Genomic DNA, 16,740 nt, shown 5'->3' with positions numbered 1-16,740 from the left:
CTCAGGGGCGCAACCGGGCGGTGGGGTCAGGCCGGGTCCAGGGAGACCTTCGGGTCATCCGGGTTGCGGCGGAACAGGGTGGCGACATAGCCGACGCGTTGCACTCGCGCGGCGCCGGTGCGTTCGCAGAGCTTTTCCACGGTGCCGTTGCGGACCTCGCGGTCGCCGATGTTCACCTTGATCTTGACCAGCTCGTGGTGGGTCAGCGCCAGCTCCAGCTCCGCCAGTACGGCATCCGTCAGCCCATTGCGGCCAATGGTCACGATGGGCTTGCGCGGATGGGCGAGGCTGCGCAGATGGCGGCGTTGCGCGTCGGTCAGATTCACAGGAGGCCATTTTCAGTGTTTAAACATCAAAATTGTAGCATGCCGTCCGCAGCTGCGAGGCCGCTCAATGCCCAAGCGTAGCCGCTCCAGTCAGCGCTGGTTGAAGGAGCATTTCGACGATCCCTACGTCCAGCGGGCCCAGCAGGAGGGTTACCGCGGGCGGGCGGTGTACAAGCTGCAGGAGATCGATGAGCGCGATCGGCTGCTGAAACCCGGCATGCGCGTGGTGGACCTCGGCGCGGCACCGGGCGGCTGGACGCAGTACGCCGCTCGGAAGATTGGCCGCAAGGGCGTGCTGATTGCCACGGACATCTTGCCGATGGACCCGGTGCCGGGCGCGGAGATCGTCACCGGCGACTTCCGCGAGGACGCCGTGCTGGACGCGATACTTGCCCTGGTGGGCGATGAGCGTGCCGATCTTGTGCTTTCCGACATGGCCCCCAACCTGACCGGGACGGGTGCGGTGGATCTGCCGCGTTCGATCCATCTTTGTGAACTGGCGCTGGACTTGGCGACACGCATTCTGAACCCCGGGGGCGCATTTCTGGTCAAGCTGTTTCAGGGTGAAGGTTCTGATGCCTATCTGGCCGAGGTGCGTCGGCGGTTCGGCTCGGTAAAGGTGCGCAAGCCGAAGGCATCGCGGCCACGGTCACGCGAAGTGTACGTATTGGCGCGTGAGCCCCGGGATGTGTAAAGCTGCCAAAAGCTAACGATTAAATGTTCTTCGAGGTGTCGTTTTGAACGGTCTGGCCAAGAATCTGATCATCTGGGCGGTAATTGCCGTCGTCCTGATGTCCGTCTTCAACAACTTCGGCCCGCAGCAGCAGACGCAGGATGTTCGGAGCATTACGTACTCCGAGTTCATCCGCGACGTGCAGGGCGGTCGCGTGGACAACGTGACCATCAAGGGCGAGAAGATCGAGGGTACGACGATCGAGGGCCAGGCGTTTACCACGGTGAACCCGAACGACCCCGGTCTGATCGGCGACCTGCTGCAGAACAACGTGGAGCTGAACGCCCACGAGGAAGCCGAGCGCTCCCTGCTGATGAGCATCCTGATCAGCTGGTTCCCGATCCTGTTGCTGATCGCCGTGTGGATCTACTTCATGCGCCAGATGCAGGGCGGTGGTGCCGGTGGCAAGGGCGCGATGTCCTTCGGCAAGTCCAAGGCCAAGCTGATGTCCGAGGACCAGGTCAAGGTCAGCTTCAATGACGTGGCCGGCTGCGACGAGGCCAAGGAGGAGGTGACCGAGCTGGTCGACTTCCTGCGCGACCCGTCCAAGTTCCAGAAGCTGGGTGGCCAGATTCCGCGCGGCGTGCTGATGGTCGGCTCTCCGGGTACCGGCAAGACGCTGCTGGCCAAGGCGATTGCCGGCGAGGCCAAGGTGCCGTTCTTCAGCATCTCCGGTTCCGATTTCGTCGAGATGTTCGTTGGCGTGGGCGCCTCGCGCGTGCGCGACATGTTCGCCGAGGCCAAGAAGCACGCCCCCTGCATCATCTTCATCGACGAGATCGACGCGGTCGGTCGCCAGCGTGGTGCCGGCATGGGCGGCGGTCACGACGAGCGTGAGCAGACCCTGAACCAGCTGCTGGTCGAGATGGACGGCTTCGAGGGCACCGAGGGGGTTATCGTGATTGCCGCGACCAACCGTCCGGACGTGCTTGACCCGGCGCTGCTGCGCCCGGGTCGCTTCGACCGCCAGGTGGTGGTGCCGCCGCCGGACGTACGCGGTCGCGAGCAGATCCTCAAGGTGCATATGAAGAAAACGCCGATCTCCGACGATGTCCGTCCGGATCTGATCGCGCGCGGCACGCCGGGTTTCTCCGGCGCGGATCTGGCCAACCTGGTCAACGAGGCGGCGTTGTTTGCGGCGCGCTCCAACAAGCGCCTGGTGGACATGTCCGACTTCGAGCGCGCCAAGGACAAGATCATGATGGGCGCCGAGCGCAAGTCCATGGTGATGTCCGAGGACGAGAAGAAGCTGACCGCCTACCATGAGGCCGGCCACGCGATTGTTGGCCTGACGGTGCCGGAGCACGACCCGGTCTACAAGGTCAGCATCATCCCGCGCGGGCGAGCCCTGGGCGTGACCATGTTCCTGCCCGAGGAGGACCGCTACAGCCACTCGAAGACGCGTCTGGAGAGTCAGCTGGCGAGCCTGTTTGGCGGGCGTCTGGCAGAAGAGATTATCTTCGGCAATGACAAGGTGACCACCGGAGCCTCGAACGATATCGAGCGCGCCACTCAGATCGCCCGCAACATGGTCACCAAGTGGGGCCTGTCGGAAAAGCTCGGCCCGCTGGATTACGGTGAGGAAGAAGGGCATCCGTTCCTGGGTGGGCAAATGGGCAAGTCGAAGCCGATGTCCGACGACACTGCGCGCCAGATCGATGCCGAGGTCCGTCACATCATCGATGCGAACTACCAGCATGCGAAGCAGATCCTGGTCGACAATATCGATACGCTGCACGCGATGGCGCGGGCGCTGATGAAGTACGAGACCATCGACGACAAGCAGATCGCGGACATCATGGCCGGGCGCGAGCCCCGCGAGCCGGCGGATTGGGATAGCGGCGGCGGTTCCGGTGGCTCGGCGCAGGCCAGCGACGAAGCCGAGGGTGGTGCCTCGGATGCCGACGGCGACGCCAAGGACGGCTCCGATGGCCGGGGTGACGATGACAAGGGCGTGGTCGGCGGTCCTGCGCCGCAGTCCTGATCCGTCCACTTTGTGACCGGGCTTGGATCCGGTCGCCGCCACTGGCCGCCAGGCCCTCGTCCTGGCGGCCTTTCTCGTTGGGTACTCACAGGAGAACGCCGATCGTGCCGACTGACGCACCGGTACTGCAATGCGGGGGGCACGCCCTGGACCTTGGGCAGCCGCGCATCATGGGGATTCTGAACGTCACTCCGGACTCGTTCTCCGACGGTGGCCAGTACGCGCGGGTGGAAGATGCGCTGACGCGGGCCCGCGCCATGGTCGCGGAGGGGGCGGAGATCCTTGACGTGGGCGGCGAATCCACTCGCCCCGGTGCGGCGCCAGTGGCGCTGGAGGATGAGCGTCAGCGGGTGCTTCCGGTCATCGAAGCCCTGCGCGCGGAACTGGATGTTCCGCTGTCCGTGGACACCATGAAGCCGGAGATGATGCGCGAGGCGGTTGCCGTCGGTGCCGGGATGCTGAATGACGTGAACGGCTTTCGCGCCGAAGGGGCGCTGGCGGTCGCGATGGGGGCGGCCCGCGAGCGTGGCGTAGCGCTTTGCGCGATGCACATGCAGGGCGATCCGCAGTCGATGCAGCGGGCGCCGCATTACGACGATGTGGTGGACGAGGTGCGCGCCTTCCTCGAGCAGCGGGTGGCGGAGTTGTTGCGTGGCGGCGTGCCGCGCGGCCAGATCCTGCTGGATCCGGGCTTCGGCTTCGGCAAGACCCTGGAGCACAACGTCGCGCTGTTTCGCGGCCTGCCGCGCCTGGCGGCCTCCGGCTTGCCGCTGCTGGTGGGCGTCTCGCGCAAGTCGATGATCGGTCAGCTGCTGGATGACCGTCCGGTCGCTGAGCGGGATCCCGGCAGTGCCGTGGCGGCCCTGTTGGCGGCACAGGCCGGTGCGCGTGTCCTGCGTGTGCACGATGTCTCGGCGACCCGTGATGCCCTGGCGCTATACTCAGCGTTGCGACCGGATGGTGGCGACGGACAGGACAATCGAGGGAACTGATGGGCAAGTATTTCGGAACCGACGGCATCCGTGGGCGCACCGGCGACTGGCCGATGACGCCGGAGTTTGCGCTGCGCCTCGGGTATGCCGTGGGCGAGGTGCTGGGCGAGAACGGCCACCGCCAGGGGCCGGTCCTGGTGGGCAAGGACACGCGCGTGTCCGGCTACATGTTCGAGTCGGCACTGGAGGCCGGGTTGTCCGCCGCCGGGCTGGACGTCGCGTTGCTGGGACCGATGCCGACCCCGGCCATCGCCTACTTGACGCATACCTTCCGTGCCACTGCGGGCGTCGTGATCAGTGCCTCGCACAACCCATTCCACGACAACGGGTTCAAGTTCTTCACCCCCGAGGGCGACAAGCTGCCGGATGCGACCGAGGCGGCCATCGAGGCGCGTCTCGATCAGCCGGCACAGCCCATCAACAGTGCGCGTCTGGGCAAGGCCGTGCGCATCCAGGATGCCGCTGGACGCTACGTCGAGTTCTGCAAGAGCGCGATCCCGGCGCGTTCCGAGCTGCGCGGGATGAAGATCGTCATCGATTGTGCCCACGGCGCGACCTACAACGTCTCCCCGCACGTGTTCGAGGAGCTGGGGGCGCAGGTCGAGATCCTCGGTGCCAGTCCGGACGGCTACAACATCAACGACGGGGTCGGCGCCCTGCACCCGGAAAACGTCGCCGAACAGGTGCGGGCGACCGGGGCGGATCTCGGCATCGCGCTGGACGGCGACGGTGACCGGGTGATCCTGGCCGATGCCGACGGCACCGTGGTCGACGGGGACCAGATCCTCGGGATCCTGGCGCTGGCACGGCAACAGGCCGGGGGCTTCGACGGCGGTGTGGTCGGGACCCTGATGACCAACCTGGGGCTGGAGCAGGCCCTGGGGGGCGCCGGCATCCCGTTCGTGCGTGCGAAGGTCGGGGATCGCTATGTCCTGGAGGAGCTCCGCCGTCGCGACTGGACCCTGGGCGGCGAGGGGTCGGGTCATATTGTCTGTCTGGAGCACACCACGACCGGCGACGGTACGGTGGCGGCGTTGCAGGTTGCACACCTGATGCACCGTACCGGCCAGCCGCTCTCGGCGCTCGCAGCGGCCATTCCCAAGCTGCCGCAGTGCCTGATCAACGTGCCCGTCAGCGGTGCGGCGGCCGGCTGCCTCGAGGCCGAGCCAGTGCGCGCCGAGGTTGCCGCGGTGGAAGATCAGCTCGGCCAGCGTGGCCGGGTCCTGCTGCGTCCCTCCGGTACCGAGCCCCTGGTGCGGGTGATGGTTGAGGGCGAAGATGTCGACGAGACCCGCTCGGCCGCCGAGCGCATCGCGGACAGCATCCGGGCGGCGATCTGATTCCCGCAACCAAGCCTCGCCTGCGCGCCCCGCGACGGCTTGGTTGATTTGCTACCGGTGCGCCGGTAACATCCCGCCGCTCTAATCATCATGATCGGACCCCGTGTATCTGCGGGGTTCGGCCGATCGCAGGAGGAAGATCCGCATGCGCACGCCGCTGGTCGCCGGAAACTGGAAGATGAACGGTTCGCGGGACGCGAACCGCGCGCTCCTGTCCGCCCTGAAGGGCAGCCTGGGCGACATCCGGGGCGTGGACGTGGCGGTCTGCCCGCCCGCGGTCTACCTCGCCGAAATCGCGAACGACCTGTCCGGTGGCCCCATCGCCGTCGGCGCGCAGGATTGTTCCGACCAGGAAAAGGGTGCCTACACCGGCGAACTGGCCGGCTCCATGCTGGCCGAGGTGGGGTGTCGCTATGTGATCGTCGGGCATTCCGAGCGCCGCGAGCGGCAGAACGAGGACAATGCCTGGGTGGCAGCCAAGTTCGTTGCGGCGCAGGCCGCCGGGCTGACCCCGATCCTGTGTGTGGGCGAGCAGAAGGCCGACCGCGAAGGCGGGCGCACCGAGACTGTGGTGGCCGAGCAGCTCGATGCGGTCCTGGATGCGGCCGGAGTCGAGGCATTCGCCGGCGCCGTGATCGCCTACGAGCCGGTTTGGGCGATTGGCACCGGTTTGACCGCCACGCCGGAACAGGCCCAGGAAGTGCATGCATTCATCCGCAACCGTGTTGCGGGTCGCGACCCGCAGGTCGCAGCCGATCTTCGGATCCTCTACGGTGGCAGCATGAAGGCCGATAATGCGGCCGGCCTCCTGGCGCTCGAGGACATCGACGGCGGTTTGATCGGTGGTGCCTCGCTGGATGCCGACGCATTTTCCGCCATTGCCCGCGCCGCGGGCGAGCAGGTCGCGGCATGATTTACGGCCTGCTCCTGGTGGTCCAGGTCGCGGTATCGCTTGGCCTGATCGCGCTGATCCTGATGCAGCACGGCAAGGGCGCCGACGCGGGCGCGGCCTTCGGCAGCGGCGCATCGGCGACGGTGTTCGGTGCGGCCGGGTCGGCCAACTTCCTGAGCCGCTCGACGGCCGTGCTGGCGGTGGTCTTTTTCCTCAACAGCCTGACGCTGGCGTATCTGGCGGCATCCAGCCCGGAGGCCGAGAGCCTGCTGGACCAGATGGAGGCGATGGAAGAAGAGGGCGATGGTCCGCCGGACCTCCCGCCCGAAGTGCTCCCGGGGCAAGAGCCCCCGGGTGGCAGCGGCCCGCAATCCGGCCGGCCGGCCGATGTGCCCGATTGAGATCCGGTACCTGTACGAATTGGCAGATGTGGTGGAATTGGTAGACACGCTATCTTGAGGGGGTAGTGGCGCAAGCCGTGTGGGTTCGAGTCCCACCATCTGCACCAAATACTCGTTGCCCCGGGCCGCTGAATATCTGTCGGCGCCCGGGGTAATTAACAATAAAAACAGCATCTTATAAAATTACGAATACTTGACACCGTTTTTGGGCATCACCTAGACTCCGTGCCCGGTGTACGGCTCTGCCGCGTCTGTGCGGGACCGAGTCGTACCCGCGCTTTCAACCAGCAACGCTGAACGGCTCGCCGGCGCGCTCGATCCACGCGACGCCTCGCGAACCTGCCCGCCTGAGGCGGCGTACGGGAGAGAGAAATGCTGGAAGGTTATTTACCCATCCTGCTGTTCATCGCAGTAGGCATCGTGATCGGCGTCGTGCCGCTGGTGGTCGGTATGGCCGTGGGTCCGCACAAGCCGGACGCGGCGAAGAATTCGCCCTACGAGTGCGGCTTCGAGGCCTTCGAGGATTCGCGGCTGAAGTTCGATGTCCGCTTCTACCTGGTTGCGATCCTGTTCATCATCTTTGATCTCGAGATCGCGTTTCTCTTCCCGTGGGCCGTGTCGCTAGACACCATTGGCCTGTTCGGGCTTCTTGCGATGGCCCTGTTTCTTGTCATTCTGGTCGTCGGTTTCATCTACGAGTGGAAGAAGGGGGCGCTGGAATGGGAATAGAAGGCGTTCTTGAGAAGGGCTTCGTCACCACCTCGGCGGACAAGCTCATCAACTGGGCCCGCACCGGGTCGCTCTGGCCGATGACCTTCGGTCTCGCCTGCTGCGCGGTGGAGATGATGCATGCCGGTGCCGCGCGCTACGACCTCGACCGCTTCGGGATCATCTTTCGGCCGAGCCCGCGCCAGTCGGACGTGATGATTGTGGCCGGCACCCTGGTCAACAAGATGGCGCCGGCTCTGCGCAAGGTCTACGACCAGATGCCCGAGCCGCGCTGGGTGATCTCCATGGGGTCCTGCGCCAACGGGGGCGGGTACTACCACTACTCCTACGCGGTGGTGCGCGGATGCGACCGCATCGTGCCGGTGGATGTCTACGTGCCGGGGTGTCCGCCGACGGCGGAGGCGCTGCTCTACGGCATTATCCAGCTGCAGAACAAGATCCGGCGCACGAACACGATCGCGCGCTGACGCACCCGGGGTAGCAGATGGCTGAACAAGACAACTGGACCGACGCCCTGCGGGCGGAACTGGGCGATGCCCTGGAAAGCCTGCACGAGGCGAACGGCGAGATTACCGTCGATATCGCACCGGGCTCCTGGCGCGAGGCGGGCGAGAAGCTGCGCGACGCCCTGGGCTTCGAGATCCTGATCGACCTGTGCGGGGTGGACTACCTCGAATACGGGCAGGACGAATGGGGCACCGACTCCGCCACCAATACGGGCTTTTCCCGCGGTGTCGAAGCGGCGACCTCCGGGCGTTTCACCTTCGATGATGCGCCGGAAGATTCCAACTGGGACGGCCCGCGGTTCACCGTGGTGGCTCACCTGCTGTCGCTCGAACATAACCGCCGCGTGCGGATGCGCGCCTGGCTCAGTGACGAGGAGTTCCCCGAGGTCGAATCCCTCGTGGACGTCTGGGCCTCGGCCAACTGGTTCGAGCGCGAGGCCTTCGATCTGTTCGGCATCCTGTTCTCCGGGCATCCGGACCTGCGCCGCATCCTCACGGACTACGGCTTTGTGGGGCATCCGTTCCGCAAGGACTTCCCGCTGATCGGGCATGTCGAGATGCGTTATGACGCCGAGCAGGCCCGTGTGGTGTACCAGCCGGTGACGATCGAGCCGCGCGTGCTGGTGCCCAAGGTGATCCGCGCCGACCATCGCTACAGCGAGGGCGAGAAGCCGGGCGAAGGAGCCGAGAATGCCTGAGATTCGCAACTTCACCCTCAACTTCGGGCCGCAGCATCCCTCCGCCCACGGCGTATTGCGCCTGGTGCTGGAGATGGATGGCGAGGTGGTGCAGCGGGCCGACCCGCACATCGGCCTGCTGCATCGCGGCACCGAGAAGCTCGCGGAGAGTAAGCCGTACAACCAGTCGATCGGCTACATGGACCGTCTGGACTACGTGTCCATGATGGCCAACGAGCACGGCTACGTGCTCGCGATGGAAAAGCTGCTGGGCATCGAGGCCCCGCTGCGCGCGCAGTACATCCGGGTGATGTTCGACGAGATCACCCGCATCCTGAACCACCTGATGTGGCTGGGGGCGCATGCGCTGGATATCGGCGCCATGGCGGTGTTCCTGTACGCCTTCCGTGAGCGCGAGGACCTGATGGACTGCTACGAGGCGGTCTCGGGTGCGCGCATGCACGCGACCTATTACCGCCCTGGCGGTGTCGCGCGGGACCTGCCCGGCACGATGCCGAAGTATCAACCGTCCTCCTGGAAGTCGCAGGAGGTGGTGGATGACCTGAACAAGATCCGTCAGGGCTCGTTGCTGGACTTCATCGAGGCGTTTACCGAGCGCTTCCCCGGCTGCGTGGACGAGTACGAGACCCTGCTGACCGATAACCGGATCTGGAAGCAGCGCACCGTCGGGATCGGCGTGGTCGACCCGGATCGTGCGAAGCAGCTGGGCTTCACCGGCCCGATGCTGCGCGGCTCGGGCATCGAGTGGGACCTGCGCAAGAAGCAGCCCTACGAGGTCTACGACCGTCTCGACTTCGACATCCCGGTGGGCACCAACGGCGATTGTTACGACCGCTACCTGGTGCGCATCGAGGAGATGCGTCAGTCGAACCGCATCATTCGTCAGTGTGTGGACTGGCTGCGCCAGAATCCGGGCCCGGTGCTCCTCGATGATCACAAGATCACCCCGCCCAAGCGCGAGGAGATGAAGGCCGACATGGAGGCCCTGATCCACCACTTCAAGCTGTTCACCGAGGGCATGTGCCTGCCGGAAGGCGAGGCCTACGCGGCGATCGAGCATCCGAAGGGCGAGTTCGGGGTCTACCTGGTCTCGGATGGTTCCAACAAACCGTATCGTCTGAAAGTCCGTCCGCCGGGCTTTGTGCACCTGTCCGCGCTGGACGAGATGGCGCGCGGCCACATGCTGGCCGACGTGGTCGCCATCATCGGGACCCAGGACATCGTATTCGGGGAGATCGACCGCTGATGGCTGCCGAACAGAAAACTGTCGCCTTCCACAAGCACGCCGCGAAGAAGGTCGAGCTGAGCGCGCACGAGCGCGAAGAGATCGACGCCTGGCTGGCGCGCTATCCCGAGGATCAGAAGCGCTCGGCCGTTCTGGGCGCGCTGCGTGCGGTGCAGCACGAGGATGGCTATCTCTCCACCGCGAAGATGGATGCCGTGGCCGACTATCTCGGGCTGCCGGCGATCGCGGTGTACGAGGTGGGTTCGTTCTACTCCATGTACGAACTGGAGCCGGTGGGCAAGCACACCATCATGGTGTGCGACAACATCTCCTGCATGCTGCGCGGCGCCGAGCCGATCATCGAGCATCTCGAGAAGCGTCTGGGCATCAAGCGCGGCGAGAGTACACCGGACGGCAAGTTCTACCTGAAGCTGGAAGAGGAGTGCCTTGCAGCCTGTTGCGGCGCCCCGATGATGCAGGTGGACCACAAGTACTACGAGAATCTCACCCCCGAGCGGGTCGACGAGATCCTCGACGGTCTGGAGAAGTAGCATGGCCAACCAGATCTGCTTTGCGACGCGTTACCTGGACAACGCCGCCGCGCTCGAGACCTACAAGAGCGTCGGTGGCTATCAGGCGCTGGAGAAGGTCTACAAGGGCAAGATGGCCCCCGAGGACGTGATCGAGGAGGTCAAGACCTCCAACCTCCGCGGCCGCGGAGGTGCGGGTTTCCCGACCGGTCTCAAGTGGTCGTTCATGCCGCGCAACAGCCCGGGGCAGAAGTACATCGTCTGCAACTCGGATGAATCCGAGCCGGGTACCTGCAAGGATCGCGAGATCCTGATGTACAACCCGCATGCGCTGATCGAGGGCATGGCGATCGCTGGGTACGCGATCGGCGCGACGGTGGGCTACAACTACATGCGCGGCGAGTTCATGGACGAAGTGAACACGCGCTTTACGGCCGCGCTGCAGGAGGCCTACGAAGCCGGCTACCTCGGCAAGGACATCTTCGGCTCGGGGGTGGACTTCGATCTGCATCCGTCGCTGGGGGCGGGCGCCTATATCTGCGGCGAAGAGACGGCGCTGCTGGAATCGCTGGAAGGCAAGAAGGGCCAGCCGCGCTTCAAGCCCCCGTTTCCGGCCAACTACGGCCTGTACGGCAAGCCGACCACGATCAATAACACCGAGTCGCTCGCCTCGATCCCGTCGATCATCCGAAACGGCGGCCAGTGGTTCGCGGATCTGGGTGTGCCCAAGTCCGGGGGCGAGAAGCTGTTCTCGGTGTCCGGGCACGTGAACAAGCCGGGCAACTTCGAGATCCCGCTGGGCACTCCGTTCAAGGATCTGCTGGAAATGGCCGGCGGTGTGCTGAACGGGCGCAAGCTGAAGGCGGTGATCCCGGGCGGATCATCGGTGCCGGTGGTACCGGGCGACGTGATGCTGAAGGCCAACATGGACTTCGATTCCATCGCGCATGCCGGCTCCATGCTGGGCTCCGGGGCGGTGATCGTGATGGACGAGACCGCCGACATGGTGAAGTCCCTGCAGCGGATCTCTCGCTTCTATTTCTCCGAGTCCTGTGGCCAGTGCACGCCCTGCCGCGAGGGGACCGGGTGGCTCTACCGCATGCTCACTCGCATCGTCGAGGGCCAGGGCCGACCCGAGGACCTGGAACGGCTGGACGACGTGGCCAGCAAGATCGAGGGCCATACCATCTGCGCCCTGGGCGACGCCGCCGCCATGCCGGTGCGCAGCTTCGTCAAGCATTTCCGCCACGAATTCGAATACTACATCCAGCACGGCCGGAGCCCGGTGGCAGACGCCGCCTGACGCTCTACCGCGCCATCGCATCAGGAATCGAGCATGAGTCAGGATCAGAAACAAGATCTGGTCAGCATCGAGATTGACGGCCGTACGGTGGAGGCGCCCAAGGGCGCCATGCTCATCGATGTCGCCGATGATGCCGATATCCGCATTCCGCGGTTCTGCTACCACAAGAAGCTGTCGGTGGCGGCCAACTGCCGTATGTGTCTGGTCGAGGTGGAAAAGGCACCCAAGCCGCTGCCGGCCTGCGCCACGCCGGTGATGGACGGCATGAAGGTGTACACCCAGTCCCCGCTGGCGCTGCGCGCGCAGAAGGGGACCATGGAGTTCCTGCTGATCAACCATCCGCTGGACTGCCCGATCTGTGACCAGGGCGGCGAGTGCGAGCTGCAGGACGTGGCCATGGGCTACGGCGAGAGCGTGTCCACCTATACCGAAGCCAAGCGCGTGGTGAAGGACAAGGACATCGGTCCGCTGATCGAGACCGAGATGACCCGCTGCATCCACTGCACTCGTTGTGTGCGCTTCGGCGAGGAGATCGCCGGGGTGCGCGAGCTGGGCGCGACCGGACGCGGCGAGCACATGCGCATCGGCACCTACGTCGAGAAGACCGTGGCCCACGAGCTCTCCGGCAACGTGATCGACCTGTGTCCGGTTGGGGCGCTGACCGCCAAGCCGTCGCGCTACAGCGCGCGTGCCTGGGAATACGCGCAGGCGGCGACGATTGCCCCGCATGATGCGGTCGGCTCCAATCTGTTCCTGCATACCGACGACGGCCGTGCGATGCGGGTCGTCCCGCGCGAGAACGACGCGGTCAACGAGACCTGGATCTCCGACCGCGATCGCTTCAGCTACACCGGTCTGTATGCGGAGGATCGACTGACCCGCCCACGGATCAAGGTCGACGGCCAGTGGCAGGAGGTCTCCTGGGAGACCGCATTGAGCTACGCCGTCGAGGGCCTGAAGGAAGTGGCCCCGGCGCGCGTGGGCGCGTTGCTCTCGCCTGCACTCTCGCTGGAAGAACACTACCTGGCGCAAAAAGTGCTGCGGGGCATGGGTGTCACCGACATCGATCACCGCGTGAATCAGCGCGATTTCCGCGACGAGGCGGCGGCCCCGCTGTTCCCGTATCTGGGGGTCGCGATTGGCGAGCTCGAAAACGCGGATGCCGTTCTGCTGGTGGGCAGCAACCCGCGCCGCGAGCAGCCATTGCTGGCACACCGCCTGCGCAAGGCGGCCTCGCGCGGTGCACATGTGAGCCTGATCAACGACATGCTGCTGGACCTGACCTATCCGGTTCAGGCCCAGCTGGTGGGCGACGAGCACGACCAGGTCCTGGCGCTCGCCGGGATCGCCGGGCAGCTCGCCGCGGCCGGCAAGTCGCTGCCGAAAAAGCTGGAAAAGATCGTCAAGGCGGCCGCGACAGACGACGGCGAGACGCGGGAAGCCTTCGAACGCGCAGCCCGTGCGCTGCTGGACGGGAAGCGGGGCCATGTGCTGCTGGGCGCCGCCGCAATCAATGGGCCAGCTTTCGCCACGTTGCGGGCCCTGGCAGGCTGGATCGCCAAACATACCGGTGCCAGCCTGGGTTACCTGCCGCAGGGCGCGAATGCCGCGGGTGCCTGGCTGGCTGGCGTCCTGCCGCATCGTGGCCCGGGTGGGGCGGAGCTGGATGTCGCCGGTACGAATGCCGCCGAGATGCTCGAACAGGGACGCGATGCATTCGTGATCGCCGGGCTGGAGCCGGGCCGCGATGGGGTCGATCCGGCGGCCTTCCAGGCAGCCCTGGAGCGTGCCGGTCTGGTGGTCGCCCTGAACAGCTTCGCCACGCCTGAACTGGAGGCTGTGGCGGATGTGCTGCTGCCGATCGCCACAAGCTTTGAGCAATCCGGGACCTTCGTGAACGCCGAGGGCCGCTGGCAGAGTTTCCGCGCCGCCTCGCGCGCCCCGGATGACGCCCGGCCGGGCTGGAAGGTCTGGCGCGTGCTGGGCAATCTGCTCGACCAGAGCGGCTTCGATTACCTGGATTCGCCCGCAGTGCGGGACGAGCTGAAGGGCCAGCTGGCGGAAGCCAGCTTCGATACCGGTGTCAACCTCAACAAGGTGCAGGTGGAGGTGCGCGAGGCCGGCGCGGGCGACGGTCTGTACCGTGTGCAGGCGGCCGCACTCTACAGCGGCGATCCGCTGGTGCGCCGTGCCGAGCCGCTGCAGACCAGCCCAGAAGGGCTGCTGGCCGAGAGCGTGCTGGTGCATCCCGAGTCCGCCGGCGAGCACGCCCATGGCAGCCGCGTGCGACTGCGTCAGGGCAAGGCCGAAACGGAATTGACCCTGTTGCTGGACGATTCGGTGCCGCCGGGTCTGGCCGTGACCTTTGCGGGCTCCGCGGCCATGGGGGCCCTCGGCCTGCCGAACACCACGGTCACGCTGGCGCGGGCCTGAGGGACTTAAGACATGTTCGACTGGATGATGAACCTCTTCTACAGCCTTCCGACGGTCATGCAGATCCTGATCGGCATTCAGCTGATCGTGATTCCGCTGATGCTGGCCGTGGCCTACACGACCTTCGCCGAACGCAAGGTTATCGGTTACGCCCACGTGCGCATCGGCCCGAACCGGGTGGGCCCGCGCGGCTGGTTGCAGCCGATCGCGGACGCCCTGAAGCTGTTGACCAAGGAGGTCATCCTCCCGACCAACGCCAATCGCTTCCTGTTCCTCAGCGCCCCGGTGCTTACGATTGCGCCGGCTTTGGCGGCCTGGGCGGTGGTTCCGTTTTTCGACGGCGGGGCCCTGGCGGACGTGAACGCCGGCCTGCTGTATCTGCTGGCGCTGACCTCCCTCGGTGTGTACGGCATCATCATCGCGGGCTGGGCCTCGAACTCGAAGTACGCGCTGCTGGGCTCGCTGCGCTCGGCCGCGCAACTGGTCTCCTACGAGATCGCGATGGGCTTCGCCCTGGTGGGCGTGCTGATGGCTGCCGGCACCCTGAACGTGGGCGGGATTATCGAGGCGCAGTCCGGGAGCATGTACCACTGGTTCCTGCTGCCGTTGCTGCCGATGTTCTTCGTGTACTTCATCTCCGGGATCGCGGAGACCAACCGTGCGCCCTTCGACGTCGCGGAGGGCGAGTCCGAGATCGTGGCCGGGTTCCATGTGGAATACTCCGGCATGGCGTTCGCGGTGTTCTTCCTGGCCGAATACGCCAACATGATCCTGATCTCGGCGCTGACCGCGATCCTGTTCCTGGGGGGCTGGCTGTCGCCGTTCCAGGGCATCCTGCCGGCCGCCGTGTTCGACTGGCCGGTGATCGGGGCACTGCTGGATCACGGGATTCACTGGTTCCTGTTCAAGACGGCGGTGTTCCTGTTCGCCTTCCTGTGGTTCCGCGCCACCTTCCCGCGCTATCGCTATGACCAGATCATGCGCCTGGGCTGGAAGGTCCTGATCCCGGTGACCATCGTCTGGCTGTTTGTCGAGGGCGTGCTGGTCGCGTTCAACGTCGGCCCGTGGTTCGCCTGAGGAGATCGTGATGAAAGCCGTGCGCCGTTTCTTCAAGAGTTTCCTGTTCTTCGAGCTGCTGCTGGGGCTGCGCCTGACCGGGCGTTACCTGTTGAGCCGCAAGTTCACCGTGCAATACCCGGACGAGAAGACGCCGATGTCGCCGCGCTTCCGCGGACTGCACGCCCTGCGCCGTTATCCCAACGGCGAAGAGCGCTGCATCGCCTGCAAGCTGTGCGAGGCGGTGTGCCCGGCGCTGGCGATCACCATCGACTCCGAGGAGCGCGACGACGGCACGCGGCGGACCACGCGCTACGACATTGACCTGTTCAAGTGCATCTTCTGCGGCTTCTGCGAAGAGGCCTGTCCGGTGGATTCCATCGTCGAGACGCACCTGTTCGAGTACCACTTCGAGAACCGGGGCGAGCAGATCATGACCAAGGACAAGCTCCTGGCCATTGGTGACCGCTTCGAGAAAGAGATCGCGCAGGCCCGCGCGGTCGACGCCCCCTACCGGTAACGCAGGGAACGCCTCATGACCTTCGAGCTTGTCCTTTTCTACCTGTTCGGTGCGATCCTGCTGGGAGGTGCGCTGGCGATGATCAGCGTGCGCAACCCGGTGCATGCGGCGCTGTTCCTGGTGCTTTGCTTTGTTGCCGCCGCGGCATTGTGGGTCATGGCGGAGGCCGAGTTCCTGGGCATCGTCCTGGTGCTGGTGTACGTCGGCGCGGTCATGGTGCTGTTCCTGTTCGTGGTGATGATGCTGGACATCAATCTCGCCAAACTGCGCGAGGGCTTCGCCGAGTATCTGCCGGCGGGGATCGTGGTCGCGCTGGCCATGGCCACCGTGCTGGTGCTGGTGATTACCCGCTACATCACCATGGACGCCCCCGAGCGCGCCGGCCCCGAGTACGCCAACACCGAGGCCCTGGGCGCGATCCTGTACACCGAGTACGTCTACCCGTTCGAGATCGCCGCGGTCATCCTGCTGGTCGCGATCATCGCCGCGATCTCGCTGACCATGCGCAAGCGGCCGGACAACAAGTCGATCGACCCGGGCAAGCAGATGGCGGTCTCCCGCGAAGGGCGGGTGCGCATGGTCGCCATGCCGTCGGAGAAGAAAGAAGCCCCGCGCCGGGGTGCGCAGGGGTCCGGGGCGAACGCCCCGGGCAGGGACGACGGTTCGAAGTAGGCACACCGAGTACACAGGCATCCCGGCCGCGCGCCGGGACCCGGACACCGGGGGCGGCCAACGTCCCCGAAAGAACTCAGGGCTAGAACATGATTACGCTAGAGCACTACCTGGTGCTGGCCGCGCTTTTGTTTTCCATCAGCGTGGCCGGGATCTTCCTGAACCGGAAAAACGTGATCGTGCTGTTGATGTGCATCGAGCTGATGATGCTCGCGGTGAACATCAACTTCATTGCCTTCTCGTTTTTCCTGCAGGACCTCGCGGGCCAGGTGTTCGTGTTCTTCATCCTGACCGTCGCCGCGGCCGAGGCGGCCATCGGCCTCGCCATCCTGGTGTTGCTGTTCCGTAACCGCGGAACCATCAACGTCCAGGACATGGATGCAATGAAGGGATAAACGGC

At 65.4% G+C, this 16,740-nt stretch carries 18 protein-coding genes and 1 tRNA gene; 18 read left to right on the top strand and 1 reads right to left on the bottom strand.

Annotated elements, in window-relative coordinates:
* Window positions 1–26: 26 nt before the first annotated feature.
* Window positions 27–326, bottom strand: coding sequence for a ribosome assembly RNA-binding protein YhbY (gene yhbY / locus D579_RS0105130; RefSeq protein WP_018951293.1), 300 nt, complete (start codon window positions 324–326; stop codon window positions 27–29).
* A 67-nt stretch (window positions 327–393) separates the two neighbouring features.
* Between yhbY and rlmE the strand changes: the two genes are divergently transcribed.
* The 18 genes from rlmE (at window position 394) to nuoK (ending at window position 16,735) form a co-directional block, all read left to right on the top strand.
* Window positions 394–1,020, top strand: coding sequence for a 23S rRNA (uridine(2552)-2'-O)-methyltransferase RlmE (rlmE, locus tag D579_RS0105125; protein ID WP_018167907.1), 627 nt, complete (start codon window positions 394–396; stop codon window positions 1,018–1,020).
* Between the two features lie 43 nt (window positions 1,021–1,063).
* The gene (ftsH, locus tag D579_RS0105120; RefSeq protein WP_018146241.1) at window positions 1,064–3,043 is read left to right on the top strand and encodes an ATP-dependent zinc metalloprotease FtsH; all 1,980 of its coding nucleotides are present in this window, start codon (window positions 1,064–1,066) and stop codon (window positions 3,041–3,043) included.
* 104 nt (window positions 3,044–3,147) lie between these two features.
* The gene (folP, locus tag D579_RS0105115) at window positions 3,148–4,035 is read left to right on the top strand and encodes a dihydropteroate synthase (protein WP_018176463.1); all 888 of its coding nucleotides are present in this window, start codon (window positions 3,148–3,150) and stop codon (window positions 4,033–4,035) included.
* Complete coding sequence (gene glmM, locus D579_RS0105110) at window positions 4,035–5,375, top strand: phosphoglucosamine mutase (protein WP_018167905.1); 1,341 nt, start codon at window positions 4,035–4,037, stop codon at window positions 5,373–5,375. The genes folP and glmM overlap by 1 nt, the downstream gene beginning before the upstream one ends.
* A 145-nt stretch (window positions 5,376–5,520) precedes the next feature.
* Window positions 5,521–6,288, top strand: a complete 768-nt coding sequence (gene tpiA, locus D579_RS0105105; RefSeq protein WP_018937955.1) for a triose-phosphate isomerase — start codon at window positions 5,521–5,523, stop codon at window positions 6,286–6,288.
* Window positions 6,285–6,668 (top strand): preprotein translocase subunit SecG, encoded by a 384-nt coding sequence (gene secG / locus D579_RS0105100; RefSeq protein ID WP_018167903.1) that lies wholly within the window; start codon window positions 6,285–6,287, stop codon window positions 6,666–6,668. The genes tpiA and secG overlap by 4 nt, the downstream gene beginning before the upstream one ends.
* A 22-nt stretch (window positions 6,669–6,690) precedes the next feature.
* A tRNA-Leu gene (locus D579_RS0105095) sits at window positions 6,691–6,775 on the top strand.
* Between the two features lie 265 nt (window positions 6,776–7,040).
* Window positions 7,041–7,397: an NADH-quinone oxidoreductase subunit A gene (locus tag D579_RS0105090; protein ID WP_018146236.1), complete on the top strand. Its 357-nt coding sequence runs from the start codon at window positions 7,041–7,043 to the stop codon at window positions 7,395–7,397.
* Window positions 7,388–7,864 (top strand): NADH-quinone oxidoreductase subunit B family protein, encoded by a 477-nt coding sequence (locus D579_RS0105085; protein ID WP_012982122.1) that lies wholly within the window; start codon window positions 7,388–7,390, stop codon window positions 7,862–7,864. Before D579_RS0105090 ends, D579_RS0105085 begins: the two co-directional genes overlap by 10 nt.
* 17 nt (window positions 7,865–7,881) lie before the next feature.
* Window positions 7,882–8,601: an NADH-quinone oxidoreductase subunit C gene (locus tag D579_RS0105080; protein WP_018146235.1), complete on the top strand. Its 720-nt coding sequence runs from the start codon at window positions 7,882–7,884 to the stop codon at window positions 8,599–8,601.
* Entirely contained in the window at window positions 8,594–9,847 is a 1,254-nt protein-coding gene (locus tag D579_RS0105075; protein ID WP_018951292.1) for an NADH-quinone oxidoreductase subunit D, read from the top strand. The genes D579_RS0105080 and D579_RS0105075 overlap by 8 nt, the downstream gene beginning before the upstream one ends.
* Window positions 9,847–10,377 carry an NAD(P)H-dependent oxidoreductase subunit E gene (nuoE, locus tag D579_RS0105070; RefSeq protein WP_018167902.1) on the top strand — a complete coding sequence of 177 codons (531 nt, stop codon included), beginning with the start codon at window positions 9,847–9,849 and terminating at the stop codon, window positions 10,375–10,377. Before D579_RS0105075 ends, nuoE begins: the two co-directional genes overlap by 1 nt.
* Window position 10,378: 1 nt before the next feature.
* A complete protein-coding gene (gene nuoF / locus D579_RS0105065; protein WP_018176461.1) occupies window positions 10,379–11,659 on the top strand; it encodes an NADH-quinone oxidoreductase subunit NuoF in 1,281 nt (426 codons plus the stop codon).
* A gap of 33 nt (window positions 11,660–11,692) precedes the next feature.
* Window positions 11,693–14,092 (top strand): NADH-quinone oxidoreductase subunit NuoG, encoded by a 2,400-nt coding sequence (gene nuoG, locus D579_RS0105060; RefSeq protein ID WP_018951291.1) that lies wholly within the window; start codon window positions 11,693–11,695, stop codon window positions 14,090–14,092.
* Window positions 14,093–14,104: 12 nt separating this feature from the next.
* A complete protein-coding gene (gene nuoH / locus D579_RS0105055; RefSeq protein WP_018146230.1) occupies window positions 14,105–15,169 on the top strand; it encodes an NADH-quinone oxidoreductase subunit NuoH in 1,065 nt (354 codons plus the stop codon).
* 10 nt (window positions 15,170–15,179) lie between these two features.
* Window positions 15,180–15,668, top strand: a complete 489-nt coding sequence (gene nuoI / locus D579_RS0105050) for an NADH-quinone oxidoreductase subunit NuoI (protein ID WP_018146229.1) — start codon at window positions 15,180–15,182, stop codon at window positions 15,666–15,668.
* Between the two features lie 15 nt (window positions 15,669–15,683).
* Window positions 15,684–16,340, top strand: coding sequence for an NADH-quinone oxidoreductase subunit J (locus D579_RS0105045; protein WP_018146228.1), 657 nt, complete (start codon window positions 15,684–15,686; stop codon window positions 16,338–16,340).
* 89 nt (window positions 16,341–16,429) lie between these two features.
* Window positions 16,430–16,735 (top strand): NADH-quinone oxidoreductase subunit NuoK, encoded by a 306-nt coding sequence (gene nuoK, locus D579_RS0105040; RefSeq protein ID WP_018141813.1) that lies wholly within the window; start codon window positions 16,430–16,432, stop codon window positions 16,733–16,735.
* Window positions 16,736–16,740 lie beyond the last annotated feature (5 nt).

Source organism: Thioalkalivibrio sp. AKL12 (genome assembly GCF_000377925.1).
Lineage (GTDB): Bacteria > Pseudomonadota > Gammaproteobacteria > Ectothiorhodospirales > Ectothiorhodospiraceae > Thioalkalivibrio > Thioalkalivibrio versutus.
The sequence above is the reverse complement of the archived record's forward strand: the minus strand, read 5'-3'. Positions and strand labels throughout refer to the sequence as shown.